Here is a 26,175-nt window from a genome sequence, read left to right on the forward strand (position 1 = left end):
ACCCTACCGAGTACGTAATAAACAGGGGTGCTTCGCGAGCAGCCATCCGAGTAGGATCGGAAACCACATTGCGTCCTGCGCAAGCGGGACGCTTCATTCTGTTGCCCATAGTAACGATCCGTCAGACAAAGCAGGTGAGAGCAGTGCCGACCGGCAAGGTGAAGTGGTACGACCCCGAGAAGGGGTTCGGCTTCTTGTCGCAGGAGGACGGCGAGGACGTCTATGTGCGCTCGTCGGCGTTGCCCGCGGGTGTCGAAGGCCTCAAGACGGGCCAACGGGTGGAGTTCGGGGTGGCGTCCGGACGCCGCGGCCCGCAGGCCTTGAGTTTGAAGTTGATCGATCCGCCGCCCAGCCTTTCCAGGGCGCGGCGCGAGACGCCTGCTGAGCACAAGCACAGCCCCGACGAGCTGCACGGCATGGTCGAAGACATGATCACGTTGTTGGAGAGCACCGTGCAGCCCGAGTTGCGCAAAGGGCGCTACCCGGACCGCAAGACGGCCCGGCGGGTCTCCGAGGTCGTCAAAGCGGTAGCCCGGGAGTTCGAGGCTTAACCGCCTGCTTTCGCGGCCGGCGACGGGGCGAGCCGGCGACGCCGATCGAGCCGGCTCGAGTGCGTGCACTCTGAAGCTACTGACGCGTAACATTCGGGCAGGTACGGGGTACCCATGCCTTAATGTGATTCGTCAGCGAGGAGGCGTCGATGGCGCAGCAAGCCCAGGTCACCGCGGAGCAAGCACGAGCTCTTGCCGAAGAATCTCGCGAAAGTGGCTGGGACAAGCCATCATTCGCCAAAGAGCTGTTCCTCGGCCGCTTTCCGCTGGACCTGATACATCCATTTCCCAGGCCGTCCGAGGACCAGGAGGCTCGGATCCGGGAGTTTCTGGGGAAGCTGAGAGAATTCCTCGACACCCTGGACGGCTCCGTCATCGAGCGCGACGCTCAGATTCCCGACGAATACGTCAAGGGCTTGGCCGAATTGGGCTGCTTCGGCATGAAGATCCCGTCGGAATATGGCGGCCTGGCGATGTCGCAGGTCGCCTACAACCGCGCGCTGATGATGGTGTCGACGGTCCATCCCAGTCTCGGTGCACTGCTGTCGGCTCATCAGTCGATCGGGGTGCCCGAACCGCTCAAGCTCGCCGGCACCGAAGAACAGAAGCGGAAGTTCCTGCCGCGGTGTGCGGCCGGCGCCATCTCGGCGTTTCTGCTCACCGAACCCGACGTTGGCTCCGACCCGGCGCGCCTGGCGTCGACGGCGACACCGGTGGATGACGGGCAGGCGTACGAACTCGAGGGCGTCAAGTTGTGGACCACCAATGGCGTGGTCGCCGACCTGCTGGTGATCATGGCCCGGGTGCCGCGAAGCGAGGGACACCGCGGCGGCATCAGCGCGTTTGTGGTGGAGGCAGATTCGCCCGGGATCACCGTGGAGCGTCGCAACAAGTTCATGGGTCTGCGCGGCATCGAAAACGGCGTCACCAGGTTGCACGGCGTGCGGGTGCCCCGCGAGAACCTGATCGGCCGGGAGGGCGATGGTCTGAAGATCGCGTTGACCACATTGAATGCCGGTCGGCTGTCGATACCCGCGGTCGCCACCGGGGCGACAAAATGGTCGCTGAAAATTGCGCGGGAATGGTCCAAGGAGCGCGTGCAGTGGGGCAAGCCGCTGGGCAAGCACGAAGCCGTCGCCAACAAGATTTCCTTCATCGCCGCCACCAACTTCGCGCTCGACGCCGTGCTCGAACTGTCCGCTCAGATGGCCGACGAGGGCCGCAACGACATCCGGATCGAAGCCGCCCTGGCCAAATTGTGGTCCAGCGAGATGGCGTGCCTGATCGGCGACGAGCTGATGCAGATCCGCGGCGGGCGGGGCTACGAGACCGCCGAATCCCTTGCGGCGCGCGGCGAACGTGCGGTACCGGTGGAGCAGGCGGTGCGAGACCTGCGGATCAACCGCATCTTCGAAGGCTCCAGCGAGATCATGCGGCTGCTGATCGCACGTGAGGCCGTGGACGCACACCTGACCGCCGCCGGCGATCTGGCGAACCCGAAAGCGGACCTGCGGCAGAAGGCGTCGGCAGCGGTGGGCGCCAGCGGATTCTACGCAAAGTGGTTGCCGCAGCTGGTTTTTGGTGAAGGTCAGCGTCCCCGGGCGTTCAGCGAATTCGGGCCATTGGCGTCGCATCTGCGATTCGTCGAGCGCTCCGCACGCAAACTGGCCCGCAACACCTTTTACGGCATGGCGCGCTGGCAGGCCAAGCTTGAGGAAAAGCAAGGATTCCTGGGACGCATCGTCGATATCGGCGCCGAACTATTCGCCATGTCGGCGGCGTGCGTGCGGGCCGAAGCCATGCGGGCCGCGGACCCCGCTGCCGGACGGCAGGCCTATGAATTGGCCGAAACATTCTGCGAGCAATCGACGCTTCGGGTGGAGGCGTTGTTCCATGCGTTGTGGGCCAATACCGACAGCAGCGACGTTCGGCTGACCGACGCAGTGCTGGAGGGCCGCTACACCTGGCTGGAGGAGGGCATCATCGACCAGTCGGCGGGCACCGGCCCGTGGATCGCGCACTGGGAGCCGGGTCCGTCTACCGAAACCAACGTGGCCCGGCGGTTTCTGACGGTGTCGCCGACGGACGCGACCCTGTAGGTCGCGGTGGCCACTTACATTGCCGCCCAAGGTGAATTCACCCGCGACACCAATTACATCACCACGCGCATCACCGCCGACGGCCGCGACGGCTATCCGGTAGAACCGGGTCGTTACCGGCTTATCGTCGCCCGCGCCTGTCCGTGGGCGAACCGCACGATCATCGTCAGGCGGCTGCTGGGCCTGGAAAGCGTTATCTCCATTGGGTTCTGCGGTCCTACCCATGACGAGCGGAGTTGGACGTTCGACCTTGACCCGGGCGGAGTGGACCCGGTGCTCAAGATCCCGCGGTTGCAGGACGCCTACTTCAAGCGCTTCCCGGACTATCCCAAAGGCATCACCGTCCCCGCGATCGTCGACATTCCCACCGGAGCGGTGGTCACCAACGACTTCGCTCAGATCACCCTGGACTTCTCCACCGAATGGACCGCCTATCACCGCGACGGGGCACCGCAGTTGTACCCGTTGCCGTTGCGGGACGAGATCGACGAGGTGAGCAAGAGGATCTACACCGAGATCAACAACGGGGTGTACCGCTGCGGATTCGCCGGCTCGCAGGAGGCGTATGAAGCGGCTTACGACCGGCTGTTCACCGCGCTGGACTGGGTGAGTGAGCGGTTGTCCGGCCAGCGATACCTGGTCGGCGACACCATCACCGAAGCCGACGTGCGCCTGTTTACCACGCTGGCCCGCTTCGACCCGGTGTATCACGGGCATTTCAAGTGCAACCGCACCAAGCTGTCCGAGATGCCCGTGTTATGGGCCTATGCTCGGGATCTGTTCCAGACGCCAGGATTTGGCGATACCACCGACTTCGTTCAGATCAAGCAGCACTATTACATTGTGCACGCCGACATCAACCCCACCCGAATCGTGCCGAAGGGCCCCGACCTGTCTGGGTGGCTGGCCCCACACGGTCGGGAAGCATTGGGCGGCAGGCCTTTCGGAGACGGCACCGCTCCGGGTCCGACGGTCGAGGGTGAGCGAGTGCCAGCCGGTCACGGGGCGTAGGTGCTCTCGCACCGGTGTTGACGCTACAGAGGTTCTGTCGTTGATGTTGGCTGTGAAGTCTTGGCTTTGGCTGTGAAGTTAGGGTTTTGCTCGTGAACCCAGGGCGGGAAAATCGCCAAATCTACACCGCCAGTTCACAATTAAAGCCGCCAGTTCACAATGAAAGCCGCCGGCTCACACCCAACGCCATAAGCTCACAGCCAACGCCGCCATTTTACGCTCGACACGCGGGCCTGCGGCCGCTGGCGCCTATTCGTCCAAAGCTTAATCAATAGACAAGTCGCACGGACCATTCCGCGTGGTAGGCGCAGCCCAATGTCAGCAACTGTACGGCGATCCCGGTCAGCCGGCCTCGGTGCGGGTCGAATGTGGGAATGGTGAGCGCCAGCCGCGTGCCGGGCCGGAAGAATGGGCAGCTGGAACTGTAGTTGGGGACTTGATACCGCTGCTGGTCTTCGTATTCCTGGACCAGTCGCCAAGGCCCACGAGATATTGCTTCGGGTACCGACAGTTGCACCGGATACTGTCCGGTGACGCGCAGTTCGCCCAGCGTCTGTGGATTCTCACAGTCCTTGAGTAGTACATCGCAGTATATGTAAGGCCCCACTCGCGTCAGGTGGCCATGCGAATACACGGTGATCTCGGGTCGCTGCGGGCCCGGCTTGCGCGCCCAGAGCCACGCTCCGATCCCCGCCGCCGCGGCAAGCGCCACCACCGCGAGCACGGCCATCCAGCGTTTCACCTGTGCACCCCGGAGTGCGTGGCCCCGGGCCGGGTGACCTCCTGCTCGACCATCACCGGCCGGTTACCGCCCAGGCCCGGGATCAACGACTCGCCACGGAAGCTGACAATGGTCTGCGCCAGGCCGAAGATCAGCAGCGCACTGATCGCGGTGAACCCCACGGTCAATTCGGTGTACACCAAGACCCCGACGGTGCCGCCCAGCACCCACGCCAGCTGCAGCATCGACTCCGAACGGCCGAATGCCGATGCTCGCGATTCCTCCGGCAGATCATGCTGCAGCGAGGCGTCCAACGATGCCTTGGCGATGGCGCTGGCGCCCGACGTGATGAGGGTCGCGATCGCGGCCACCACTCGGTCGCCGGCCACCGCGGCGGCCAGCGCTGCGACGGTGACCGCGATCGTGCAGCGCACGACCATCACCGCCGGCCTGCCCAGCTTGAGGCGAGCGCTGATGAAGTTTCCGGCGAAGTTGCCGATCGCGGCTGCCCCGCCGATCATGCCAAGCAGTTCGAGCTGGGCCAGACCGGTGGCATGTTGCGCCTTGGCGACGAAGGCCGGATAGAGGAACAGAAAACCCACCATCACCTTGATGGTGCAGTTACCCCACAGTGAGGTAATGATGTTGCGGCCCAGCGGTTGTCGCAACGACCCGCCCCCTTGTTGCGGCGGGCTGTGCGGGTGCGGGCTATCCCGGTGGTAGCTCAACGTGGCTGGCACCTCGCCTGCGGTCACTTCCACCCAGCGCGGAATCCGCATCGACAAAACTGCGCCGGCAAGGGTGACCCCGACGATCACGAACAAGGCGCCGGGCTGCTTGAGTAAGTGGTTGCAGACGAACTCGACCCCGGCCGCGATTGCGCCGCCGGCGATTGTCCCGCCCAGCAGGCCGAACATGGTCAGCCGCGAGTTGACCCGGACCAGGTCGATGGTTGGCGGCATCACCCGGGGCGTCACAGCGCTGCGGAGTACCGAAAATGACTTGGAGAACACCATCATGGCCAGCGCGCATGGATACAGCACCCAGGACGGGTAGCTGCTGTGGGTGCCGTCGTAGTTCCAAATCAGCACCACTGCCAGCAGCGTGCGAAGCGCGAAGGACGCTGCCAGCGCGACCCGGCGGCCGTGCTGCAGCTTGTCCAGCGCCGGGCCGATCAGCGGCGCCACCACCGCGAACGGCGCGATGGTGATCAGCAGATACAGCGCCACCTTGGACTTGCTCTCGGCGCTGGCCGCAGCGAAGAACAACGTATTGGCCAGTGCCACCGCCATTGCCGCGTCGGTGGCGAAATTCGCCACCACCGGCCAGGTCAAAGCGGTCAGCCCGGACTTGTCCGCGCCGTCGGCGGTCGCAGCCCGCTGGACCATCCAGTACATCCGCGACCCCATTTCGCGGCTGCGCATGGCAGCGGCGCGGGTGACGGTAATCCGTTCGCCGGAAGAGGCTTCGCGCGGCGGGGGTGGCACGCTGCGCTCGCGCCGCGGTTGCTGCTGGCCGAGCGGCGGGAGATAGCGATTGGCACTGGGCGGCGGCGGTGGGCGGCGCGCGCGGCGATAGTCGGCTTCGATGGGTGGGTCGGTCGGGTAGTTCGCCATGCCCGGGTGCTGGTTGGCGGGTCCGGTGCGGGGCCGGCGGCCCGGATAGGGGGCCGCGGGACCCGGGTGATCACGCCGCCGTCCAGACACCGTTCAATTCTGTCCTATGCCGCCGATATGCGTCGGCAAGTGGCCAGGTGTGGCTCGCCCATGTGGTTTTCGGCAGTATGAAAGATGCATTTGATTACAGCGGGGACAGAAAGGCGCAGTGTGAGCGGACCCATCGAGGAAGCCGCCGTGTCAACTGTGGACGAGTGGCCCGAGGGACTGGCAGCGGTCCTGACCGGTGCGGTCGACCAGGCCAGGGCGGCCATCGCGGAGTTCAGCGGGCTGGAGACGGTGGGCGAGTACCTGGGCGTCGGGTACGACGGCCCCGCCGCCGCAACTCACCGCTTCCTGGCGCGTCTGCCGGGCTACCAAGGGTGGCAGTGGGCGGTCGTCGTCGCGGGATATCCGGGTGCCGGCCACGCCACCGTCAGCGAAGTGGTATTGGTCCCGGGGCCAACGGCGCTGTTGGCTCCCGAATGGGTGCCCTGGGAGCAACGCGTGCGGCCGGGAGATTTGAGCCCCGGTGACCTGCTCGCGCCGGCCGTCGACGACCCCCGGCTGGTTCCCGGCTATACCGCTAGCGGTGACCCGCAGGTCGACGAGACGGCCGCCGAGGTCGGGCTGGGCCGGCGGTGGGTGATGAGCGCCTGGGGCCGCGCCGAGGCCGCCCAACGGTGGCACGAGGGCGACTATGGTCCGTCGTCGGCGATGGCGCGATCGACCAAGCGCGTGTGCCGCGACTGCGGCTTTTTCCTGCCGCTGGCCGGGTCGCTGGGCGCGATGTTCGGGGTGTGCGGCAACGAGCTGTCCGCGGACGGGCACGTCGTCGACAAGCAGTACGGCTGCGGCGCCCACTCCGACACGCCGGCTCCGGCGGGCACTGGCTCGCCGGTCTATGAGCCCTACGACGACGGCGTCCTGGACATGGTGGAGACACCGCCGGGAGAGCCGTCAGGCGAGGAGCCGACGGGCTAACCTCGCTCGGCGGCGGCTTTGATGTTTGCCAGCGACGTGTTCATGCCTTCCAGCAGTTCGCGTTCGAAGTTTGTCGTCCCGCCCAAGAAGGCGTTGACCGACATGTTCGACAACGCGCTGACCCCGTTTTCGGCGTGCCGGCTCTCGATCACCCGGGTGCCCTCGCCGTTGGGCTCGAGCTCATAGCTCCACACCGTGCGATTGGCGTCCACCCGGAAGGCCAGCTTCTTCTCCGGGATCACCTCGATCACGGTGGACGTGGTGGGCCAGAACAGGCGGTTGCGCCGGTTGAAGTTCAGCGTGCGGGTGCCCTGGCGAAGCGGACCGAAGGGTCGCATCCAGCGGCACTGCGGGCTCCATTCGGGCATCCGCCGGAAATCGGAGATCAACTCCCAAACTTTCGACGCCGGCGCGTCGATATCGATCTGCGCTTGTAGCAGCGGTGCTACCACTGGTCCTCCCGGAATACGTTGTCGGTGAATGGCTTTGGGAAAGCTATTTCGGGTCGAGAAATGTTTCAAGTCCGGATTGCGCGCCGCGCGCGCCACGCCTTGCCGCGGCGAGCTGCCATAAGAAGATGCTGGTACCGATCACTCCGGTTACCAGCCCGGCCACTGTCAGCGGACGCCAACTCGCCAGCGCGGGTACCAAAAACGCGGCGGCCGCTGCCACCAGCCAGCCCAGCACGCCCACCAAGATGACCGGCCACACCGCGAGCAGCTTGGGCGGCAATGGCGGTGGTTCGACAGTCATTGCGATAAATCTAGCTGGGCGACCGTGAGTATGCTTTCGCGACCTGACCAAGGTGCGGAGTCCGTCGTCCCCGTTTCCGGTGTTCTTTGCCAGCTTCCGTTGTAACCTCGCGCTGTGCCTGACAGCGATGCCCGCCTGGCCAGCGACTTGTCGTTGGCGGTCATGCGGTTGGCGCGTCAGCTGCGGTTCCGCAATCCGCAGTCGCCGGTGTCGCTGTCCCAGCTGTCGGTGCTGACCACGTTGGCCAACGAGGGGGCGATGACGCCCGGGGCGCTGGCGCTCCGCGAACGGGTGCGGCCGCCGTCGATGACCCGAGTCGTCGCGTCCTTGGCCGACATGGGCTTCGTTGACCGCAGCCCACATCCGGTGGACGGTCGCCAGGTGCTGGTCTCGGTATCGGAGACCGGCGCCGAGCTGGTCAAAGCGGCGCGACGGGCCCGTCAGGAGTGGCTGGCCGAGCGGCTGGCGACGCTGGACGACAAAAAGCGCGAAATTCTGCGCTGCGCCGCCGATTTGATGCTGGCCCTAGTCGACGACAGGGCCGACGGACGCCCGTGAGCGACGTCTTCGACGTTGACAATCCCGACGATCCACGGCTCGACGATTTCCGAGACCTGAACAGCGTCGACCGTCGTCCCGACCTGCCCAGCGGTAAAGGGTTGGTGATCGCCGAAGGTGTGCTGGTGGTGCAGCGCATGCTGGCTTCCCGGTTCACTCCGTTCGCACTGCTGGGTACCGATCGCAGGCTGGCCGAACTTCGCGACGACCTGGCCGGCGCCGAAGCGCCGTACTATCGCGTCTCCGCCGACGTGATGGCGCGGGTAGTCGGTTTCCATCTCAACCGGGGCGTGCTGGCCGCGGCGCGCCGCGTGCCGGAACCCGACATTGCCGAGGTCATCGACGGTGCCCGCACGGTCGCGGTGCTCGAGGGCGTCAACGACCACGAGAACCTGGGCTCGATCTTCCGCAACGCGGCGGGACTCGGGGTCGACGCGGTGGTGTTCGGCAGCGGCTGCGCTGATCCGCTCTACCGCCGCGCGGTCCGAGTTTCCATGGGTCACGCGTTGCTGGTGCCGTACGCGCGTGCGACGGACTGGCCCGTCGACCTGGTGAAGCTGAAGCAAAGCGGCTTTCGGCTGTTGGCGATGACGCCGCACGGCGATGCCCGGCCGCTGGCCGAGGCGATGGCGGCGGTCCGCGAGCAGCGGGTTGCGGTGCTGGTGGGGGCCGAGGGGCCCGGACTGACCGCGGCCGCACTACGGCGCAGCGATCTGCGGGTGCGCATCCCGATGTCGCGCGGCACCGATTCGCTCAACGTCGCGACGGCGGCGGCGCTGGCCTTCTACGAGCGGGTTAGGCTCGGCGCGTGACGGACCAATCCACGCCGTGGGCAACGGGTTTGACGGTGGCCGGATTCGTCGCCGCGGTCATCGCAACCGCAATGGTGGTGTTGAGTCTCGGGCTGATCAGGGTGCATCCGCTGCTGGCCGTGGGGCTCAACATCGTGGCGGTTGGCGGGTTGGCGCCGACCTTGTGGGGCTGGCGACGCACCCCGGTGCTGCGATGGTTTGTGCTGGGGGCGGCAGTAGGCGTCGCCGGCGCTTGGCTGACGCTGCTTGTACTGATGGGAAGCGGCTAACGCTGCCCGCTGGAGCGCACTCCCAGCAGCACATCCTCCCAGGCCGGCACGGGCGGCTTGCCCCGTCGGCCACTCACCTGCTGCTGCGGCTGGGGGGCTTCCGGCTTGGCCGGCTCGTCGAAGGCAAGGTGGGCCACCGGTGCCACCGGCCGCAGCGGAGGCTTGAAGTCCGGATCGATCAGTTCACTGGCGGCATCGTCGATCGCGCTGACCGTCCCGCCGTGGGCGCCGGGGGCGAAGCGGAAATGGGCGCGATTGTCCGACCTGCCCGCTTTCCAGGTCAGCTGGACCGTCCAGCGGCCGTCTTCGTTGCGCCAGGCGTCCCAGCTGAGCCGGTCGGCCTGCAGGCCGCGCGCCATCAGCGAGCCGCTGACGGTCTCCAGCAGCGTCAGCACCGACGGGCCGTCGGCCAGCAGCGGGTGAGCGGCCGTCGCCAGCTCCGCCGCGCGGAAGCGTTCCAGCAAAACGGGGTTGGCGAACCTCCGGATGCGGCCGATGTCGGAGCCCGTCGCCGCGGCTACCTGCTCCACGGACGCGCCCGCGCGGATGCGGGCCTGAATTTCCTTCGGGCTCAGCATGTTGGTGACTTCGATATCGAGGTGCGGTTGCTCCGGCTGCGCCGGTTCGCCGTCCAGGGCCGCTCGCAGTCGGTCGTCGACCGGAAGCTTGAACCTTTCTGCGGGGTTATCTGCCTCGCAGATGATGCTTTTCCCGTCGGCATCGAGCCCGACGACTCTGAGTTCCCGCATGGCATCTCCTCGCAGGCTTCGTGCGGGTCAGCACGGACCTGTTAGGTGCGCACTCTAGTGCGCGGGACGTCGTTGACCTTGGTGACACGCGGGAGCCCCCTGAGCCGGGACTGCCGATCAGACGCAAAATCCCCTAAATCGGGCCGGATTTAGGGGATTTTGCGTCTGCTCGCCGGACTAGAGCCGCTCAACCACCCAGTCGACGCATTCGGTGAGCGCGCTGACGTCGTCGGGCTCGACCGCGGGGAACATCGCCACCCGCAGCTGGTTGCGGCCGAGCTTTCGGTACGGCTCGGTATCGACGATGCCGTTGGCCCTTAGGACCTTCGCGACGGCGGCCGCGTCCACCTCGTCGGCGAAATCGATCGTGCCCACCACCTGCGAGCGCAGCGCCGGGTCGGTGACGAAGGGCGTGGTGTAGGGCCGGTCTTGGGCCCACGAGTACAGCCGCTGCGACGAGTCGGCCGTCCGCTTGACGGCCCACTGCAGGCCCCCGTTGCCGAGCATCCAGTCGAGTTGTTCTGCCAGCAACGCCAGCGTGCCGATGGCCGGGGTGTTGTACGTCTGGTTTTTCAGGCTGTTCTCGATGGCGATCGGCAGCGACAAAAAGTCGGGAACCCAGCGACCCGAGGAGGCGATGGACTCGACGCGGGCCAGCGCGGCCGGACTCATGATGGCCAGCCACAGGCCGCCGTCGCTGGCGAAGTTCTTCTGCGGCGCGAAGTAATAGGCGTCGGTGTCGGCGATGTCGACGGGCAGACCACCGGCGCCGGAGGTGGCGTCGATGACGATCAGCGCATCCCCTGACCCCTCCGGGCGGCGCACCGGCACCGCGACCCCGGTCGAGGTCTCGTTGTGCGCCCAGGCGATGACGTCGGCGGACGGGTCGGTCTGCGGCTCCGGCGCGCTGCCCGGGTCCGCCTTGATGACGATCGGGTCGCCGACGAACGGGTTCTTGCCGACGGCGGAGGCGAACTTGGAGCTGAACTCGCCGTAGGCCAGGTGCAGTGAGCGCTGGTCGATCAGGCCGAAGGTCGCGGCGTCCCAAAAGGCGGTGGCGCCGCCGTTGCCCAGGATGACCTCATATCCATCCGGTATGGAGAAGAGTTCGGCGAGCCGCGAGCGCACCCGGCCCACCAGATTCTTCACCGGCGCCTGCCGATGCGACGTGCCGAACAGGGCGGCAGCGGAGGTGGCCAGCGCCTGCAGTTGTTCGGGCCGGACCTTGGATGGGCCCGACCCGAAGCGGCCGTCGCGCGGTTTGATGTCGTCGGGAATCTGGAGGGGCTCAGCCATGGGCACCAGGGTAGTGAGCGGTCAAGAGGCGCTGGGGCAGCGGGCCGCTCGTCGTCGTCGCAGATGTGACTTGAACCACTCGCAGCGAGTGACCACTGGTCAGCCCACAGTGGGTTGAGCCAGTCTGGTGAATTCGCGGTACCGCCGGTACCGTCTTGGGTACACGTCCCAACGTAAACCTCATTGGGGAGGGCTGAATGGCCAGGACGCGAATGGTTCGACGGTGGCGCCGCAACATGGAAGTGCGCGACGACACCGAGTACGTGGACATGCTCGCCACACTGTCCGAGGGGTCTGTGCGGCGAAACTTCAACCCATACACCGATATCGACTGGGAGTCACCGGAATTCGAGGTCACCGAGAATGATCCTCGGTGGATTCTGCCGGCGACCGACCCGTTGGGCCGTCATCCCTGGTACCAGGCACAGCCGCTGGAACGCCAGATCAAGATAGGCATGTGGCGACAGGCCAACGTGGCCAAGGTGGGGCTGCACTTCGAGTCCATCCTGATCCGCGGGTTGATGAACTACACCTTCTGGGTGCCCAACGGATCCCCGGAGTACCGGTACTGCCTGCACGAATCGGTCGAAGAGTGCAACCACACCATGATGTTCCAGGAGATGGTCAACCGCATCGGCGCCGATGTCCCGGGAATGCCGAGGCGGCTGCGCTGGATTTCGCCGCTGGTGCCGCTGGTGGCCGGGCCATTGCCGGTCGCGTTCTTCATCGGCGTGCTTGCCGGAGAAGAGCCCATCGACCACACCCAGAAGCAGGTGCTTCGGGAGGGCAAGTCGCTGCACCCGATCATGGAGCGGGTGATGGCCATTCACGTGGCCGAGGAGGCGCGGCACATTTCGTTCGCGCATGAGTTCCTGCGCAGGCGGTTACCGAAGTTGACCCGACGGCAGCGCTTTTGGGTTTCGCTGTACTTCCCGCTGACGATGCGGACACTGTGCAACGCCATATTGATTCCGCCCAAGGCGTTCTGGGAGGAGTTCGATATTCCGCGATCGGTCAAGAAGGAGTTGTTCTTCCGGTCGCCGGAGTCCCGAAAGTGGTTGCGCGACATGTTCTCCGACGTCCGGATGTTGGCCTACGACACCGGGCTGATGGAAACCCGCTCCGCTCGGCTGATGTGGCGGATCTGCAAGATCAACGGCAAGCCGTCGCGCTATCGCAGCGAGCCGCAGCGCCAGCACCTGGCCGCTGTGCCGGCCGCGTAAATCCGCGAGTATTACAGGGTTTAACTGCTGATGCCGCACGTAATCACCCAGTCGTGCTGCAATGACGGATCTTGCGTTTTCGCATGCCCGGTCAATTGCATTCACCCGTCGCCGGATGAGCCGGGGTTCGCGACTTCGGAGATGCTGTATATCGATCCCGTCGCCTGCGTCGACTGTGGCGCCTGCGTGAGCGCGTGCCCGGTCGGGGCGATCGCACCCGACACCAAGCTGGAACCCAAGCAGCTGCCGTTCGTCGAGATCAACGCGTCGTTCTATCCGGAGCGACCCGCCGACGTGAAACTGCCGCCGACGTCGAAGCTGGCCCCGGTGATCCCGGCCGCCGAGGTGCGGGCACGGTCGCGGCCGCTGACTGTCGCCATCGTCGGGTCCGGGCCCGCCGCGATGTACGCCGCCGACGAACTGCTGGTCCAGCATGGCGTGCGGGTCAACGTCTTCGAGAAGCTGCCCACGCCCTACGGTCTGGTGCGTGCCGGAGTGGCGCCCGATCATCAGAGCACCAAGCGGGTCACCAGGCTCTTCGACCGAGTGGCCAGTCACCGTCGCTTCCGGTTCTATCTCAACGTCGAGATCGGTAAGCACCTGAGCCATGCCGATCTGCTGGCGCATCATCATGCCGTGCTGTATGCGGTCGGCGCGCCCGACGACCGTCGGCTGGACGTCGACGGAATGGGGTTGCCTGGTACCGCGACCGCCACCGAGGTGGTTGCCTGGATCAACGGGCATCCCGACTTTGCCCATCTGCCAATAGATCTCAGCCATGAGCGGGTGGTGATCATCGGTAACGGCAACGTCGCACTCGACGTGGCCCGGGTGCTGACCGCGGATCCGGACGACCTGGCCCGCACCGACATCTCTGACCGTGCGCTGCAGGCGTTGCGCAACTCCGCGGTGCGCGAGGTGGTGATCGCCGCGCGGCGCGGCCCGGCCCAGTCGGCGTTCACGTTGCCGGAGCTGATCGGGCTCACCGGTGCGCGCGACGTGGTGCTCGACGCCGCCGATCACCAGCTGGTCGCGCGCGACCTCGCCACCGTGTCGGACCCGTTGACCAAGAACAAGCTGGAGATCCTCAGCAAACTGGGGTCCGCGTCGGCGCCGGCGTCCCGCCCGCGGGTCCGGCTGGCGTACCAGCTCACGCCGGTGCGGGTCCTCGGGCCGCAGCGGGCAATCGGCGTCGAGTTCACGCTCACCGGTACCGACGAGCTGCGCCAGCTCGGTGCTGGCCTGGTGTTGACGTCAATCGGCTACCGCGGCAAGCCGATTCGCGATCTACCGTTCGATGAGGAGGCTGCCGCCGTGCCCAACGACGCTGGCCGCGTCGTCGACCCCGGCTCGGGCTGGCCGGTATCCGGCGCTTACGTCGCCGGCTGGATCAAGCGCGGACCGACCGGCTTCATCGGCACCAACAAGTCCTGTTCGCTGCAAACCGTCCAGAGCTTGGTCGCCGACTTCAATGCCGGCCGGCTGACCGATCCGGTGGCCCGGCCCGCGGAACTGGCCAAGTTGGTGCGGTCTCGTCAGCCCGACGCACTCGATTCAGCCGGATGGCATGCCATCGACGCCGCCGAGATTGCGCGTGGCAGCGCCGATGGCCGCCCCCGCAACAAGTTCACCGAGGTCGACGACATGCTGGCCGCCGCGGCGGCCGCGCAGCCGGCGCCCCCGCTGCGACGACGGCTGACCGCCCGACTGCGTGACCTGTCCGCGACTTAGCCGGCTTGGCTGCCGGCTTGCGCGGCCATCGCCTCCCGGATCTCTTCAATGCTGAGCTCGCGCACCGGCTGTCCCAGCGACCACTGGTGGCCGAAGGGGTCGGCGACCACCCCGTAGCGGTCGCCCCAGAACTGGTCGTCCAGCGGCATCACGACCGTGGCGCCCGCGTCTACGGCCCGCTGGAACTTGGCGTCCACGTCGGTGACGGTCAAATGGATGGTGACCGGCGTTCCGCCCAGTGACTTCGGAGTCATCGACTTCCCGCCAGACATTTCCGGGAAGTCGTCGGCAAGCATGACAAGGAAGCCGTTGACGCGGACGGCGGCGTGAATCAGTTTGCCGTCCGGGCCAGGAACGCGGCCCAACTCGACGGCATCGAAAGCCTTGACATAGAAGTCGATTGCCGCGGCGGCGTCGTCGACGACTAGGTGTGGGGAAAGAGCGGGCTCAACATTGATCGCCATCGTGTTCTCCTTACTGTCGGTTATCCCGGACCAGCCTCTGGCACGGGCTCACGGGTATTGACCGTGCACGCGATGAGAAGTCATCGCGACAGCTGCCATTCAATCTGGGGGCACCGACAAATTGCCGTACGCGGCGGTGAACATAGACCGTGAACTCACGGCCTCGCGGGTGAACATATGGCGGGGTCCACGGCGATTTCGCCGCCCTGGCTTCACGCGCAACGCCCAGGATTCACCCGCGGAGGCGAGACCGCGCTTCAGGCCTTTGCGCCGGTAAGCACCCGGTCCCAGCCTTCGACGGACTCCGGGCTGCGTGGGCCCGGCCCGACGTAGATGGCCGACGGGCGGACCAGCTTGCCAAGTCGCTTCTGCTCGAGAATGTGGGCGCACCATCCGGCGGTACGACCGCAGGTGAACATTGCCGGCATCATGCTGGCCGGTACTCCGGCGAAGTCCAGGATGACCGCGGCCCAGAACTCGACATTGGTTTCGATCGGATGATCCGGCCGACGTTCCCGCAGCTCCGACAGGGCGGCCTGTTCCAGCGCAACTGCGACGTCGTGTCGTGGTGCGCGCAGCCGTTCGGAGGCAGCCCGCAGCACCCGCGCCCGGGGGTCTTCCGCACGGTAGACCCGGTGCCCGAAGCCCATCAGCTTCTCGCCGCGGTCCAGAATTCCCTTGACCAGGCCGCGGGCGTCGCCGGTGCGCTCCACCTCTTCCAGCATCGGAAGTACCCGAGCGGGCGCCCCGCCGTGCAACGGTCCGCTCATCGCCCCGATCGCCCCGGACAGCGCAGCCGCCACATCGGCACCGGTCGATGCGATCACCCGCGCGGTGAACGTCGAGGCGTTCATGCCGTGCTCGGCGGCCGACACCCAGTAGGCGTCAATCGCCTCGACGTGGCGGGGATCCGGCTCGCCTTGCCAGCGGGTCATGAAACGTGCTGTGACTGTTGAACATTCGTCGATGACACGCTGCGGGACGGCGGGCTGGTAGATACCGCGGGCGGACTGCGCGACATAGGACAGCGCCATCACCGACGCCCGGGCCAGCTGTTCGCGGGCGGTGTCGTCGTCGATGTCCAGCAGCGGCTTGTATCCCCAGATGGGGGCCAGCATCGCCAGCCCGGCCTGCACGTCGACCCGTACGTCGCCGGTGTGGATCGGCAGCGGGAACGGCTCGGCCGGCGGCAGGCCGTTACCGAACTTGCCGTCGACCAGCAGGCCCCACACGTCACCGAAGGTGATCTGCTGGTTGACCAGATCCTCGATATCGACACCGCGGTAGCGCAGCGCGCCACCGTCCTTGTCCGGCTCGGCGATCTCCGTGGTGAAGGCCACCACGCCGTTGAGCCCAGGGACGAAATCTTGGGGGACCACAGTCATGAGGGAAATTCTCGCACCCGCGTTTCGGGCGGATGCTACCGGCCGGTAGCACCCGCCGGTAGCGTTGGCGTCATGGCTGGCCCAGACGAACAGCGCCTGGCGCGGATGCGAGTGGAATACGGGGCGGCCGAGAAAGACGGCAGCCCGGATCTGGACAACGACTGGCTCGAGGATGGTTGGCTTGCGTTGTTCCGCAAGTGGATTGACGATGCCGAGCAGGCGGGCATCGCCGAGCCGAACGCATTTGTGCTGGCGACGGTGGCCGCGGGCAGGCCGGTGAGCCGATCGGTGTTGTGCAAGGGCGCCGACGAGACCGGCATCACGTTTTTCACCAACTATGACTCGGACAAAGGCGCCGAACTGGCCGCGACACCGTACGCATCGGCGACGTTCCCGTGGTATCTGCTGGGACGGCAGGTGCACATCCGCGGACCGGTGAGCAAGGTCGACCGCCGGGTCACCGAGGAGTATTGGTCGAAGCGGCCGCGCGGCTCACAACTGGGTGCTTGGGCGTCTCACCAATCGCGCCCCATCGCCTCTCGCGCTGCCCTGCTCGACCAACTGGCCGAGGTGACGGCCCGGTTCGCCGACGTCGAGCACGTCCCGGCGCCGCCGAACTGGGGCGGATATCTCATCGCCCCCGAGGTGGTGGAGTTCTGGCAGGGCCGCGAGAACCGGGTCCACAACCGGATCCGGGTTATCGGTGATCGCATCGAGCGCCTGCAGCCCTGATTCGGTTGCCCCAATGAGCGGTGACGCCGGCGTCTTGGTGGCACCAAGTCTTGGTGTGGCCGTGCGCCGAGGAGGGCGTGGGTGTGGGCCCATTCACTGGATTCGGTCCGCCCGCGACCACTTTCCACCCCGGGCAGACACGGCGCCCCGATAACGACTACCTTCACCTATACGCACTTAGACGCACCTGGTGCGGCAGCCCTGTCAACATAGCGCAAAGGGGTTCTCGTGGCCGACAACGACGACACCGCCAACCTCCGGTACCCGGGGGGCGAGGTTGACTTGCAGATAGTGCACGCCACCGAAGGAAATGACGGCATTGCGCTCGGCCCGCTGCTGGCCAAGACGGGATACACCACGTTCGACGTCGGCTACGGCAACACCGCCGCGTGCAAAAGCGCCATTACCTATATCGACGGCGATGCCGGCATTCTGCGCTACCGCGGCTATCCCATCGAGCAGCTCGCCGAGAAGTCGACCTTTATCGAGGTCAGCTACTTGCTGATCTACGGCGAGCTGCCGAACACCGAGCAGCTGGCCGAGTTCACCCACCGGATCCAGCGCCACACCATGTTGCACGAGGACCTCAAACGGTTCTTCGACGGCTTTCCGCGCAATGCACACCCGATGCCGGTGTTGTCCAGCGTGGTGAATGCCCTGTCGGCCTACTACCAAGATGCGCTGGACCCTATCGACAACGGCCAGGTCGAACTGTCGACCATCCGCCTGCTGGCCAAGCTGCCCACCATCGCCGCGTATGCGTACAAGAAGTCGGTCGGCCAGCCGTTTCTTTACCCGGACAACTCGCTGTCGCTGGTGGAGAACTTCTTGCGGATGACGTTCGGCTTCCCGGCCGAGCCCTACGAGCCCGATCCCGAGGTGGTGCGGGCGCTGGACATGCTGTTCATTCTGCACGCCGACCACGAACAGAACTGCTCGACGTCGACGGTACGGCTGGTGGGCTCGTCGCGCGCCAACCTGTTCACCTCCATCTCCGGCGGCATCAACGCGCTGTGGGGCCCGCTGCACGGCGGGGCCAACCAGGCGGTGCTCGAAATGCTCGAGGAGATTCGCGAGAGCGACGATGACGTCAGCGAATTCGTCCGAAAAGTGAAGAACCGCGAAGCCGGTGTCAAATTGATGGGCTTCGGACACCGTGTCTACAAGAACTACGATCCGCGCGCCCGGATCGTCAAGGAGCAGGCCGACAAGATCCTGTCCAAGCTCGGCGGCGACGACGACCTGCTGGACATCGCCAAGCAGCTCGAAGAAGCGGCGCTGACCGACGACTACTTCATTGAACGCAAGCTGTACCCGAACGTCGACTTCTACACCGGCCTGATCTACCGGGCGCTGGGCTTCCCGACCCGGATGTTCACCGTGCTGTTCGCGTTGGGTCGATTGCCTGGCTGGATTGCGCACTGGCGCGAGATGCACGACGAGGGCGACAGCAAGATCGGCCGTCCGCGCCAGATCTACACCGGCTACACCGAGCGGAACTACGTCGCCATCGACGGCCGCTAGTTTTTTCTGCCGAGCAGACGCAAAAGCACCCTAAATGACCTGTTTCTAGGTGCTTTTGCGTCTGCTCGCGAGGGAAGCCAGCACCGCCATCGCGGCGTTGTGCCCGCCAATGCCCGACACCGCGCCGCCGCGGCGAGCGCCCGAGCCGCACAACATGATTCGCGCGTGGGCGGTGGCAACGCCCCATTGCCGCGCCGGGCTGTCCAGCGGATCGTCGTCGTCGGCGAACGGCCACGACAACCCGCCGTGGAAGATATTGCCGGCCGTCATCCCCAGCGTGCGTTGCAAGTCCACGGTAGTCGTGGTTTCGATGCATGGCCGACCGTGCGCGTCGGTCATCAGCAGATCCTGAATCGGCTCGACCAGAACGGAATTCAGCGAATCCAAGACTGACTCGGTCAGGGTGTCGGAGGTGCCGACCAGGTGTGGTGTGTGCAGCCCGAACACCGTCATCGTCTGAGCGCCGGACTCGCGTAGCCCCGGGGACACGATGCTGGGGTCAGTCAGCGAATGGCAATATGCCTCGCAGGGAAGGGGATTCGGCAGGTGCCCAGCGGCCGCCCGCGAGTACGCGTCGTCCAGCTGAGTCCATGTCTCGTTGACGTGAAACGTGCCGGTGAAGGCCTGTTGCGAAGTGACATTCGGGTCGCGCAGACGGGGCAACCGGCGGAGCACCATGTTTACCTTGACCTGTGCGCCCGGGGCGACCGTCGGCGCCGGTTCACCGAGCAGTTCGGCCAGCACGGTGGGTGCGACGCCGGCGAGGACGAAGCGGCCGGTGACGACGTGTTCGTCGTCGCCGGTGCGGTAGCGCACCTCGCCTTCTGGGCTGACAGCGAAAACCTCAGCGTCAGTTATTATTTCGGCTCCGTATCGGGTGGCTGCGGCGGTCAGGCCCGCGGCCACCGAGCCCATGCCGCCGACCGGGACGTTCCACTCGCCGGTGCCGCCGCCCAGCACGTGGTACAGGAAGCAGATGTTCTGCCGCAGCGACTCGTCGTCGAGCCGGGCAAAGGTGCCGATCAGCGCGTCGGTGGCGATCACTCCGCGGACCAGGTCGTTGCCCACGGCATCGGCAATCGCGTGCCCGATCGGCTCGTCCACAAGAGCCCGCCAGGCAGCCGCCCCGTCCGAACTTTCCAGGACGAGGCGGCGGGCTTGTGCACGGGTGGGCAAGGGCTCGACCAGGGTCGGCCAAAGTGGCTTGGTCAGCGACTGGCAGCGTCGGTAGAAGCCGGCGAATCCAGCGCGGTCAGCGTCGGCGCCGATGGCGGCAAACGTGTCGGAGTGCGGCCCGACGAGCAGTCCGGTGCGGCCGGCGGTCGCCGGGTCCGGGGTATACGACGAGAACTGCCGCCGCGCCAGCCGCACGGGCAGGCCCAGGTCGTCGACGATGCGCGACGGCAGCAGGCTCACCAGATAGGAGTAGCGCGAGACCAAAACGTCGACGCCGTCGAATGCCTGGGCCGACACCGCGGCCCCGCCGGTATGTGCCAGCCGCTCCAGCAACCGCACCCGCAGGCCCGCCCGCGCCAGGTAACCGGCCGCGACCAGGCCATTGTGGCCTCCGCCCACGATGACGACATCGACGTCGCGCGCGCCGTCACCGCGAGTCATCGGCTAGCCGAGGTAACCTTCGACTTCGTCGGCCGGCCGCACGCTGGCCTCGCGCGGGTCACCACCGGAGTCGCGCAACGCCCGTCGCTGGCGTAGCAGATCCCAGCATTGGTCCAGCTCGGTCTCCAGCCGGCGCAGCCGGTCGTGCTCCTCGGACGCGTCGATTTCGCCGCGCTGCAACTGTTCGCGGAGGTTCTTCTCCTCGGCGACCAGGTCTCGGATGTGCGCCAGGGTCTCGCTGTCGGTCGGTTTACTGCCGTTGGCCATTGCTCCAGTGTGCCCGTGATGACTCAGCTCGGCCCGGGAAGCCTCAGCACCAAACGCGCACCGCCCAGCGGGCTGTTCTCCAGCGACGCCGTCCCGCCATGCAGGTGGGCCTGCTGGGCCACCAGCGCCAGGCCGAGGCCGGAGCCGGAATGCGACGCCGTCGACCCGCGGGAGAACCGCTCGAACACCACTTGGCGTTCCTCTTCGGGCACGCCGCTGCCGTTGTCGTCGATGGCGATCTCCACGCCGGCACGTGAGCTGACCGCGGACAGCTGCACCTCGGTGGCGCCGCCGTGCTTGACCGCGTTGGCGATCGCATTATCGACGGCCAGCCGCAACCCGGCCGGCAACCCGACGATGATGCAGGTCGGCGACGGCACCAGCGACACGTCGAGGTCCGGGTAGATGCGGGTGGCGTCATGGGCGGCGCGGTCCAGCAGGTCCGTGATGTCGACCGGCACGTGGTCGTCGGAGGTGGACAGTTCGCCCTGGGCCAGGCGCTCCAGCGCGCTCAGCGTGGCCTCGATGCGCGATTGGGTGCGGATGACGTCGTTGAGCACTTCCTTGCGCTGGTCGTCGGGCAGGTCCAGGGTGGCCAGCACCTCGAGGTTGGTACGCATGGCGGTCAGCGGCGTGCGCAGCTCGTGGGAGGACACCGCGGCGAAGTCCCGGGCCGACGCGAGTGCCTCCTTGGTCCGGTTCTGTTCGTCCCAGATGCGCTGCAACATGCCTCGCATCGCCTCGGCGATTTCGATGGCCTCACTCGCGCCGTGCACTTCGACCTGGGGCGCCTCGTCGCCGGCGTCGATATTGCGGGTCTGCTGGGCCAGCTGTTTGAACGGGCGCACCGCGAAGATGGCCAGCAGCCAAGCGAATACCGCGGCCGCGCTGATGGCGAACCCACAGATCAGCAGCACCCGTCGGTGCAGGTTGTTGGTCTCGGCGATGGTGGCGTCGTAGGTGGCGCCGACGGCCACCGACGTGGGTTCGGGTCCGGGGATCTCGACCGTCCGCACCCGGTACCGCACCCCTCGGACGTAGGTGTCGGCGTAGTCGGCTTGCAACTTGGGCAGGGTGACGTCGTCGGAACTCGACTTGACCGTGTCGCCGCGGCGGACCGTGATGATGGCGCCCCGGTCGTTGGGTGAACGCGGGATCGCGTCAAGGCCGCGCGGCAGGAACGGGATCGCGAAACCCGCGGCCTCGTCCAGCCGGCGGTCCAGGCGTTCCTTGCGGTCGTTGGTGATGCCGAACCAGACGATGGTGCCGACGATGAGCACCGGGATGGCGGCGCCGATGGCCGTCGCGACCACCACCCGGGTACGCAACGAAGGCGTACGGGCAACAATCCGCGACAGAAGGCTCATCACCGGTTCTTACTGGTTCGGATCAATCTATTGCATGCGCAGCACGAATCCGACCCCGCGGACCGTGTGCAGCAGCCTGGGACCGCCGTTGGCCTCGAGCTTGCGGCGCAGGTAGCCGATGAAGACGTCGACGACGTTGGTGTCGGCGGCAAAGTCATAACCCCACACCAGCTCCAACAGCTGCGCGCGGGACAGCACCGCGGTCTTGTGCTCGGCCAGCACCGCCAGCAGGTCGAACTCGCGCTTGGTCAGGTCGACGTCGACGCCGTTCACCCGGGCGCGTCGGCCAGGGATGTCCACCTCCAGCGGGCCCACGGTGATGGTTTCCGACGAGGACGTCGCGGTGGAGCCGCGGCGGCGCAGCAGTGCCTTCACCCGCGCGACCAGCTCGGCCAGCACGAACGGTTTGACCAGGTAATCGTCGGCGCCGGCTTCCAGGCCGGCCACTCGGTCGTCGACGGAACTGCGCGCGCTGAGCACGCAAACGGGCACGTCGTTGTCCATCGCTCGCAACGCGGTGACCACGCTGACCCCGTCCAGCACCGGCATGTTGATGTCCAGCACGATCGCGTCGGGCCGGGTCTCGGTGGCGCTGCGCAAGGCCTCGGCACCGTCGACCGCGGTGGACACCTCGAATCCGGATAGCCGCAGACCGCGCTCCAGCGAGGCAAGCACGTCGGAGTCGTCGTCGACGACCAAGACCCGAGGCGAGGTGGCACCAGTGTCCATGGCGCCCATTTTGCCGGATCATCGGTTGCGGGCGTGGGAGGATCACCGCTGGGTTGCGGAGGTCTCGTCGACGGCAGCGGGAAGAGTGGCTTCGGGTCGGCCGGCGTGGCGCAGCACGGAGCCGAACCAGATCCAGATGACCAGCGATCCCACGGATAGTCCGCCCAGCATCAGGAACGCAGCCGGAAAGCCGAGATGTTGTGCGACGACCCCGCCCAGCAGCGGACTCAGCGCGGCACCGAGGCTCTGGGCAGCCATGACCGCGCCCTGTCCGGCATTGACGTGGCCGGTGCCGTCCAGGATCCTGGCCACCAGGCCCGGCACCGCGACGGACAACATGCCTGCGCCGATGCCGTCGAGCACCTGCACCGGAATAACTCCCCACGTCGTGATCACCCCGGCGGCCAGCAATCCGCGAACCGGCAACGCGCTGAAGGCGATCAGCACGGCTAGCCAATAGCCACGTCGTTGGGCGATCCTCATCGCGGCCAGCGCTGCGACGATCATCACTGCCTGAGCGACGACGACGGTGCTGGCGACCGTGACAAACGGGTTGGCGTGGGTGGCCACCACCGCCAGTCCATACAGCGGCAACATCGCCGCATTACCCAGGTGGAACAGCACCAGCGCGGCGGCGAGCGCCAGCAGCGGCCCGGACCGCGCCAACACTCGCACCGCCTTGACCGGAACCCCGTCCTGCGCGGGCGCCTCGCCGCGCGCTGCGTGGTGGTCGATCCGGGCAGCGGGTATCGACAGCACAGCCGACATCGTCACCGCCGCGAAAGCCGCTGCCAGCCAGAAGATTCCGGCGTATCCAAATGACCAGCCGAGCAGCCCCGACATGGCGGCCCCGGCCATGTTGCCCGCATGGTTGTAAGCCTGGTTGTGGCCATTCTGGGCGGTGAAGCCACGCTGGCCGACCACACCGAGCGTGATGCCCATCACCGCGGGGCCGATGGCGGCGCCCGACACGCACATCACTGCCTGGGCGACTGCGACAACCCAAAACCAACCCGACGCCAGGATCGCCGCAGAGGCAGCGACGGCCGCCAAACCGGTCGCGATCACGCATGCCCGCTTGTGCCTGGTGGCATCGACCAGCGCGCCCGCGGGTGCCGCCGCGATCATCCCGACGATCGTGCCCAGCGTCATCACCACGCCGATCGTGCTGGTCGACCAGCCGCGAGTGGCCAACAGCACGCCCAGGAAAGGACCCATGCCGGCCTCCATGTCGGCCATGAAGAAGTTGACCGCCTGCAGCGCACCGCGATCCCGACGGGCAAGCTCGGGCGCCGTTACGTCCACAGAGGGCATGCTGCGATTGTTGCGGAGAGCGCCGCGTGGTGTGTGAGTAGTCAAGTCTCGCCGCCCGACGGCGGCAGCCCGATGCGGCGATAGCGCCGCAGCCGAGCTTCCAGGCGTTCCGCATCGGGTATCGCCCGCAACGCATGAACCTCGGTGGCGATCGCCCGCGACAGTCGCCGGGAGAACTCCATCGGCTCGTCGGAGGCATCCGGGTACTCCGGAACGATGGCGTCGACGATGCCTGACTGCAATAGGTCCGCCGACCGAATGCCTTGCGCCGCAGCCAGTTCGGCCGCGTGATCCGTGTCGCGGTAGACGATCGCGCTGGCGCCCTTGGGCGGCAGCGGCGCCAGCCAGCCGTGCAGCGCGGCCAGCACCCGGTCGGCGGGGACCATCGCCAGCGCGGCACCGCCGCTGCCCTGCCCGAGCAGCACCGACACCGTCGGAGTATCCAGCGTGACCAGCTCGGCCAGGCACTGGGCGATCTGGCCCGCCAGCCCGCCCTCTTCGGCTTCGGCCGACAGGGCCGGGCCTGCCGTGTCGATCACCAGCACCAGCGGCAGACGCAGTTCGGCGGCCAGCGCCATGCCCCGCCGGGCTTCGCGCAGTGCCGCGGGCCCGACCCGAGCGCCCATTCCGCCGGTGACCCGCTGCTGACCCAGCACCACCGCGGGCTGGCCGGCGAAGCGCGCCAACGCCAGCAGCGTGGTAGCCGCCTCGCCCCGACCCGTGCCCGACAACAGCACTTGGTCGGTGGCGCCGTGCCGCAGCAGATGCGCCACCCCCGGCCGCTGGGGGCGGCGCGACGCCGTCACCGACTCCCACGCGGGCACGTCCGGCACCGGCTGGGGCGGCTGGGCGGCGGGCGCGGCGCCGGGAGCGTCGGCGATCACCGTCAGCGCACGGTCCAGCGTTGCGCGGAGATCCTCGACCGGCACCACGGCGTCGACCACCCCGTGTCGTTGCAGATTCTCGGCGGTCTGAACGCCGGCTGGGAACGGCTCGCCATAGAGCAGCTGATACACCCGGGGTCCGAGGAAACCGATCAACGCGCCCGGTTCGGCGACCGTCACGTGACCCAGCGAGCCCCACGACGCGAATACCCCGCCGGTGGTGGGGTTGCGCAGGTAGACCAAGTAGGGCAGGTGCGCCTGTTTGTGCAGCTGGACGGCCGCGGCGATCTTGACCATCTGCAGGAACGCCACCGTGCCCTCCTGCATGCGGGTGCCGCCCGAGCTCGGCGAGGCCAGCAGGGGTAGCCGCTCGGCGGTGGCCCGCTGCACGGCGGACGTGATGCGTTCGGCCGCTGCCACTCCGATCGAGCCACCCAGGAAGCCGAACTCGCAGACCACCACCGCCACCCGGCGCCCGTGTACCCGGCCTTCGCCGGTCTGCACCGATTCGTCCAGGCCGGTGGCGGCTCGGGCGTCGGCGAGCTGGCGGGCGTAGGAGCCGGATATCGGTATTGCCGGCGGTTCGCCGTCCCAACTGAGGAAAGACCCCATGTCGAGGACCGCGTCCAGCACCTGGCCGGTAGTGATATGGCTCACCCGACGAGGCTAAAGGGCGTGGAAGGGCCCGCTGCCGTTGACTGACGCGATCGGCCGGCCGGAATCGGCTTCTATATCCTGGCCCCCATGATCGGTGTCACCCAGGCCGAAGCGGTTATGACGATTGAGCTGCAGCGCCCCGAGCGCCGCAATGCATTGAATTCCCAGCTTGTCGATGAGCTGCGCGAGGCCGTGCTGAAGGCCGGCGACGGCAGCACTCGGGTCATCGTGCTCACCGGCCAGGGCACGGTGTTCTGCGCCGGGGCGGACCTGAGCGGCGACGCGTTTGCCGCCGACTACCCGGACCGGCTTATCGAGTTGCACAAGGTCATGGACGCGACCCCGCTGCCGATCATCGGCTTCATCAACGGCCCGGCCATCGGTGCGGGTCTGCAGCTGGCCATGCAGTGCGATCTGCGGGTCGTCGCGCCGGAGGCGTTCTTCCAATTCCCGACATCGAAATACGGTTTGGCGCTGGACAATTGGAGCATCCGCCGGCTGTCATCGCTGGTCGGTCACGGACGCGCGCGGGCGATGCTGCTGACCGCCGAAAAGCTGACCGCCGACATGGCGCTGCACACCGGGATGGCCAACCGGCTCGGGACGCTGGCCGACGCGCAGGCCTGGGCCGCCGAGGTCGCTGGTCTGGCGCCGCTGGCGCTTCAGCACGCCAAGCGGGTACTCAACGACGACGGTTCCATCGAGGAGGCCTGGCCGGAGCACAAGGAGCTCTTCGACAAGGCCTGGGCCAGCCAGGATGTCATCGAAGCGCAGATCGCGCGGGTGGAGAAGCGACCGCCGAAGTTCCGAGGAGCGTAGGCAC

Annotated in this window: 26 protein-coding genes; 12 read left to right on the forward strand and 14 right to left on the reverse strand. The window is 66.9% G+C overall.

Annotation, left to right across the window (positions count from 1 at the left end; genetic code table 11):
• Positions 1 to 143 precede the first annotated feature (143 nt).
• From AC5Y2L_RS19875 to AC5Y2L_RS19885, 3 genes are all read left to right on the forward strand, one after another.
• Positions 144 to 551, forward strand: coding sequence for a cold-shock protein (locus AC5Y2L_RS19875; protein ID WP_499937249.1), 408 nt, complete (start codon positions 144 to 146; stop codon positions 549 to 551).
• Between the two features lie 149 nt (positions 552 to 700).
• Positions 701 to 2,650, forward strand: a complete 1,950-nt coding sequence (locus AC5Y2L_RS19880; RefSeq protein WP_499937248.1) for an acyl-CoA dehydrogenase family protein — start codon at positions 701 to 703, stop codon at positions 2,648 to 2,650.
• Between the two features lie 6 nt (positions 2,651 to 2,656).
• On the forward strand, positions 2,657 to 3,661 hold the full coding sequence (locus tag AC5Y2L_RS19885; RefSeq protein ID WP_499937246.1) for a glutathione S-transferase family protein: 1,005 nt from the start codon (positions 2,657 to 2,659) through the stop codon (positions 3,659 to 3,661).
• 268 nt (positions 3,662 to 3,929) lie between these two features.
• On the opposite strand, the gene AC5Y2L_RS19890 is transcribed toward AC5Y2L_RS19885, so the two are convergent.
• Positions 3,930 to 4,403 (reverse strand): DUF2771 domain-containing protein, encoded by a 474-nt coding sequence (locus tag AC5Y2L_RS19890; protein ID WP_499937245.1) that lies wholly within the window; start codon positions 4,401 to 4,403, stop codon positions 3,930 to 3,932.
• Positions 4,400 to 5,998 carry an MFS transporter gene (locus AC5Y2L_RS19895; RefSeq protein ID WP_499937488.1) on the reverse strand — a complete coding sequence of 533 codons (1,599 nt, stop codon included), beginning with the start codon at positions 5,996 to 5,998 and terminating at the stop codon, positions 4,400 to 4,402. The genes AC5Y2L_RS19890 and AC5Y2L_RS19895 overlap by 4 nt, the downstream gene beginning before the upstream one ends.
• A 210-nt stretch (positions 5,999 to 6,208) precedes the next feature.
• Here AC5Y2L_RS19895 and AC5Y2L_RS19900 point away from each other — a divergent pair, with 210 nt between their 5' ends.
• Positions 6,209 to 7,021 (forward strand): DUF3027 domain-containing protein, encoded by an 813-nt coding sequence (locus tag AC5Y2L_RS19900; RefSeq protein WP_499937243.1) that lies wholly within the window; start codon positions 6,209 to 6,211, stop codon positions 7,019 to 7,021.
• Here AC5Y2L_RS19900 and AC5Y2L_RS19905 read toward each other — a convergent pair.
• Both AC5Y2L_RS19905 and AC5Y2L_RS19910 read right to left on the reverse strand, forming a co-directional pair.
• On the reverse strand, positions 7,018 to 7,473 hold the full coding sequence (locus AC5Y2L_RS19905) for an SRPBCC family protein (protein WP_499937241.1): 456 nt from the start codon (positions 7,471 to 7,473) through the stop codon (positions 7,018 to 7,020). The two genes, AC5Y2L_RS19900 and AC5Y2L_RS19905, sit on opposite strands and share 4 nt — an antisense overlap.
• A gap of 43 nt (positions 7,474 to 7,516) precedes the next feature.
• Positions 7,517 to 7,774, reverse strand: coding sequence for a DUF2530 domain-containing protein (locus AC5Y2L_RS19910; RefSeq protein ID WP_499937239.1), 258 nt, complete (start codon positions 7,772 to 7,774; stop codon positions 7,517 to 7,519).
• Positions 7,775 to 7,936: 162 nt separating this feature from the next.
• On the opposite strand from AC5Y2L_RS19910, the gene AC5Y2L_RS19915 reads away from it, so the two are divergent.
• The 3 genes from AC5Y2L_RS19915 to AC5Y2L_RS19925 are packed head-to-tail and all read left to right on the forward strand — an operon-like array spanning position 7,937 to position 9,413.
• Positions 7,937 to 8,332: a MarR family transcriptional regulator gene (locus AC5Y2L_RS19915; RefSeq protein WP_499937487.1), complete on the forward strand. Its 396-nt coding sequence runs from the start codon at positions 7,937 to 7,939 to the stop codon at positions 8,330 to 8,332.
• Entirely contained in the window at positions 8,329 to 9,144 is an 816-nt protein-coding gene (locus AC5Y2L_RS19920; protein WP_499937237.1) for a TrmH family RNA methyltransferase, read from the forward strand. Before AC5Y2L_RS19915 ends, AC5Y2L_RS19920 begins: the two co-directional genes overlap by 4 nt.
• The gene (locus AC5Y2L_RS19925) at positions 9,141 to 9,413 is read left to right on the forward strand and encodes a DUF2537 domain-containing protein (RefSeq protein ID WP_499937235.1); all 273 of its coding nucleotides are present in this window, start codon (positions 9,141 to 9,143) and stop codon (positions 9,411 to 9,413) included. The genes AC5Y2L_RS19920 and AC5Y2L_RS19925 overlap by 4 nt, the downstream gene beginning before the upstream one ends.
• Here the strand turns inward: AC5Y2L_RS19925 and sepH are convergent.
• Together sepH and serC are read right to left on the reverse strand one after the other, a co-directional pair.
• Complete coding sequence (gene sepH, locus AC5Y2L_RS19930) at positions 9,410 to 10,162, reverse strand: septation protein SepH (RefSeq protein WP_499937234.1); 753 nt, start codon at positions 10,160 to 10,162, stop codon at positions 9,410 to 9,412. The genes AC5Y2L_RS19925 and sepH overlap by 4 nt on opposite strands.
• Positions 10,163 to 10,339: 177 nt before the next feature.
• Positions 10,340 to 11,458, reverse strand: a complete 1,119-nt coding sequence (gene serC, locus AC5Y2L_RS19935) for a phosphoserine transaminase (protein ID WP_499937232.1) — start codon at positions 11,456 to 11,458, stop codon at positions 10,340 to 10,342.
• A 197-nt stretch (positions 11,459 to 11,655) separates the two neighbouring features.
• On the opposite strand from serC, the gene AC5Y2L_RS19940 reads away from it, so the two are divergent.
• Together AC5Y2L_RS19940 and AC5Y2L_RS19945 are read left to right on the forward strand one after the other, a co-directional pair.
• The gene (locus AC5Y2L_RS19940) at positions 11,656 to 12,681 is read left to right on the forward strand and encodes an AurF N-oxygenase family protein (protein WP_499937230.1); all 1,026 of its coding nucleotides are present in this window, start codon (positions 11,656 to 11,658) and stop codon (positions 12,679 to 12,681) included.
• A gap of 30 nt (positions 12,682 to 12,711) precedes the next feature.
• Complete coding sequence (locus AC5Y2L_RS19945; protein WP_499937228.1) at positions 12,712 to 14,412, forward strand: 4Fe-4S binding protein; 1,701 nt, start codon at positions 12,712 to 12,714, stop codon at positions 14,410 to 14,412.
• On the opposite strand, the gene AC5Y2L_RS19950 is transcribed toward AC5Y2L_RS19945, so the two are convergent.
• Together AC5Y2L_RS19950 and AC5Y2L_RS19955 are read right to left on the reverse strand one after the other, a co-directional pair.
• On the reverse strand, positions 14,409 to 14,876 hold the full coding sequence (locus AC5Y2L_RS19950) for a VOC family protein (protein ID WP_499937226.1): 468 nt from the start codon (positions 14,874 to 14,876) through the stop codon (positions 14,409 to 14,411). The genes AC5Y2L_RS19945 and AC5Y2L_RS19950 overlap by 4 nt on opposite strands.
• Positions 14,877 to 15,133: 257 nt before the next feature.
• Positions 15,134 to 16,261 carry a citrate synthase 2 gene (locus AC5Y2L_RS19955; RefSeq protein WP_499937224.1) on the reverse strand — a complete coding sequence of 376 codons (1,128 nt, stop codon included), beginning with the start codon at positions 16,259 to 16,261 and terminating at the stop codon, positions 15,134 to 15,136.
• Positions 16,262 to 16,333: 72 nt separating this feature from the next.
• Between AC5Y2L_RS19955 and pdxH the strand changes: the two genes are divergently transcribed.
• On the forward strand, positions 16,334 to 16,993 hold the full coding sequence (gene pdxH, locus AC5Y2L_RS19960) for a pyridoxamine 5'-phosphate oxidase (RefSeq protein ID WP_499937222.1): 660 nt from the start codon (positions 16,334 to 16,336) through the stop codon (positions 16,991 to 16,993).
• Positions 16,994 to 17,221: 228 nt separating this feature from the next.
• On the forward strand, positions 17,222 to 18,517 hold the full coding sequence (locus AC5Y2L_RS19965) for a citrate synthase (protein ID WP_499937220.1): 1,296 nt from the start codon (positions 17,222 to 17,224) through the stop codon (positions 18,515 to 18,517).
• A gap of 45 nt (positions 18,518 to 18,562) precedes the next feature.
• Here the strand turns inward: AC5Y2L_RS19965 and AC5Y2L_RS19970 are convergent, their stop codons facing one another.
• Genes AC5Y2L_RS19970 through AC5Y2L_RS19995 form a run of 6 tightly spaced genes read right to left on the reverse strand, consistent with a single transcriptional unit; the run spans position 18,563 to position 25,352 of the window.
• Positions 18,563 to 20,134: a phytoene desaturase family protein gene (locus AC5Y2L_RS19970; protein WP_499937218.1), complete on the reverse strand. Its 1,572-nt coding sequence runs from the start codon at positions 20,132 to 20,134 to the stop codon at positions 18,563 to 18,565.
• A 3-nt stretch (positions 20,135 to 20,137) separates the two neighbouring features.
• Complete coding sequence (locus AC5Y2L_RS19975; RefSeq protein ID WP_499937216.1) at positions 20,138 to 20,401, reverse strand: DUF2630 family protein; 264 nt, start codon at positions 20,399 to 20,401, stop codon at positions 20,138 to 20,140.
• A gap of 23 nt (positions 20,402 to 20,424) precedes the next feature.
• Positions 20,425 to 21,768: a HAMP domain-containing sensor histidine kinase gene (locus AC5Y2L_RS19980; protein WP_067242177.1), complete on the reverse strand. Its 1,344-nt coding sequence runs from the start codon at positions 21,766 to 21,768 to the stop codon at positions 20,425 to 20,427.
• Positions 21,769 to 21,795: 27 nt separating this feature from the next.
• On the reverse strand, positions 21,796 to 22,506 hold the full coding sequence (gene prrA / locus AC5Y2L_RS19985) for a two-component system response regulator PrrA (RefSeq protein ID WP_156664888.1): 711 nt from the start codon (positions 22,504 to 22,506) through the stop codon (positions 21,796 to 21,798).
• A gap of 33 nt (positions 22,507 to 22,539) precedes the next feature.
• The gene (locus AC5Y2L_RS19990) at positions 22,540 to 23,811 is read right to left on the reverse strand and encodes an MFS transporter (protein WP_499937214.1); all 1,272 of its coding nucleotides are present in this window, start codon (positions 23,809 to 23,811) and stop codon (positions 22,540 to 22,542) included.
• A 41-nt stretch (positions 23,812 to 23,852) separates the two neighbouring features.
• Positions 23,853 to 25,352, reverse strand: a complete 1,500-nt coding sequence (locus AC5Y2L_RS19995) for a carboxyl transferase domain-containing protein (protein WP_499937212.1) — start codon at positions 25,350 to 25,352, stop codon at positions 23,853 to 23,855.
• Positions 25,353 to 25,439: 87 nt separating this feature from the next.
• On the opposite strand from AC5Y2L_RS19995, the gene AC5Y2L_RS20000 reads away from it, so the two are divergent.
• Positions 25,440 to 26,171 carry an enoyl-CoA hydratase gene (locus tag AC5Y2L_RS20000; RefSeq protein WP_499937211.1) on the forward strand — a complete coding sequence of 244 codons (732 nt, stop codon included), beginning with the start codon at positions 25,440 to 25,442 and terminating at the stop codon, positions 26,169 to 26,171.
• The last annotated feature ends 4 nt before the right edge of the window (positions 26,172 to 26,175 follow it).

The organism is Mycobacterium sp. NGS66 (assembly GCF_059812225.1).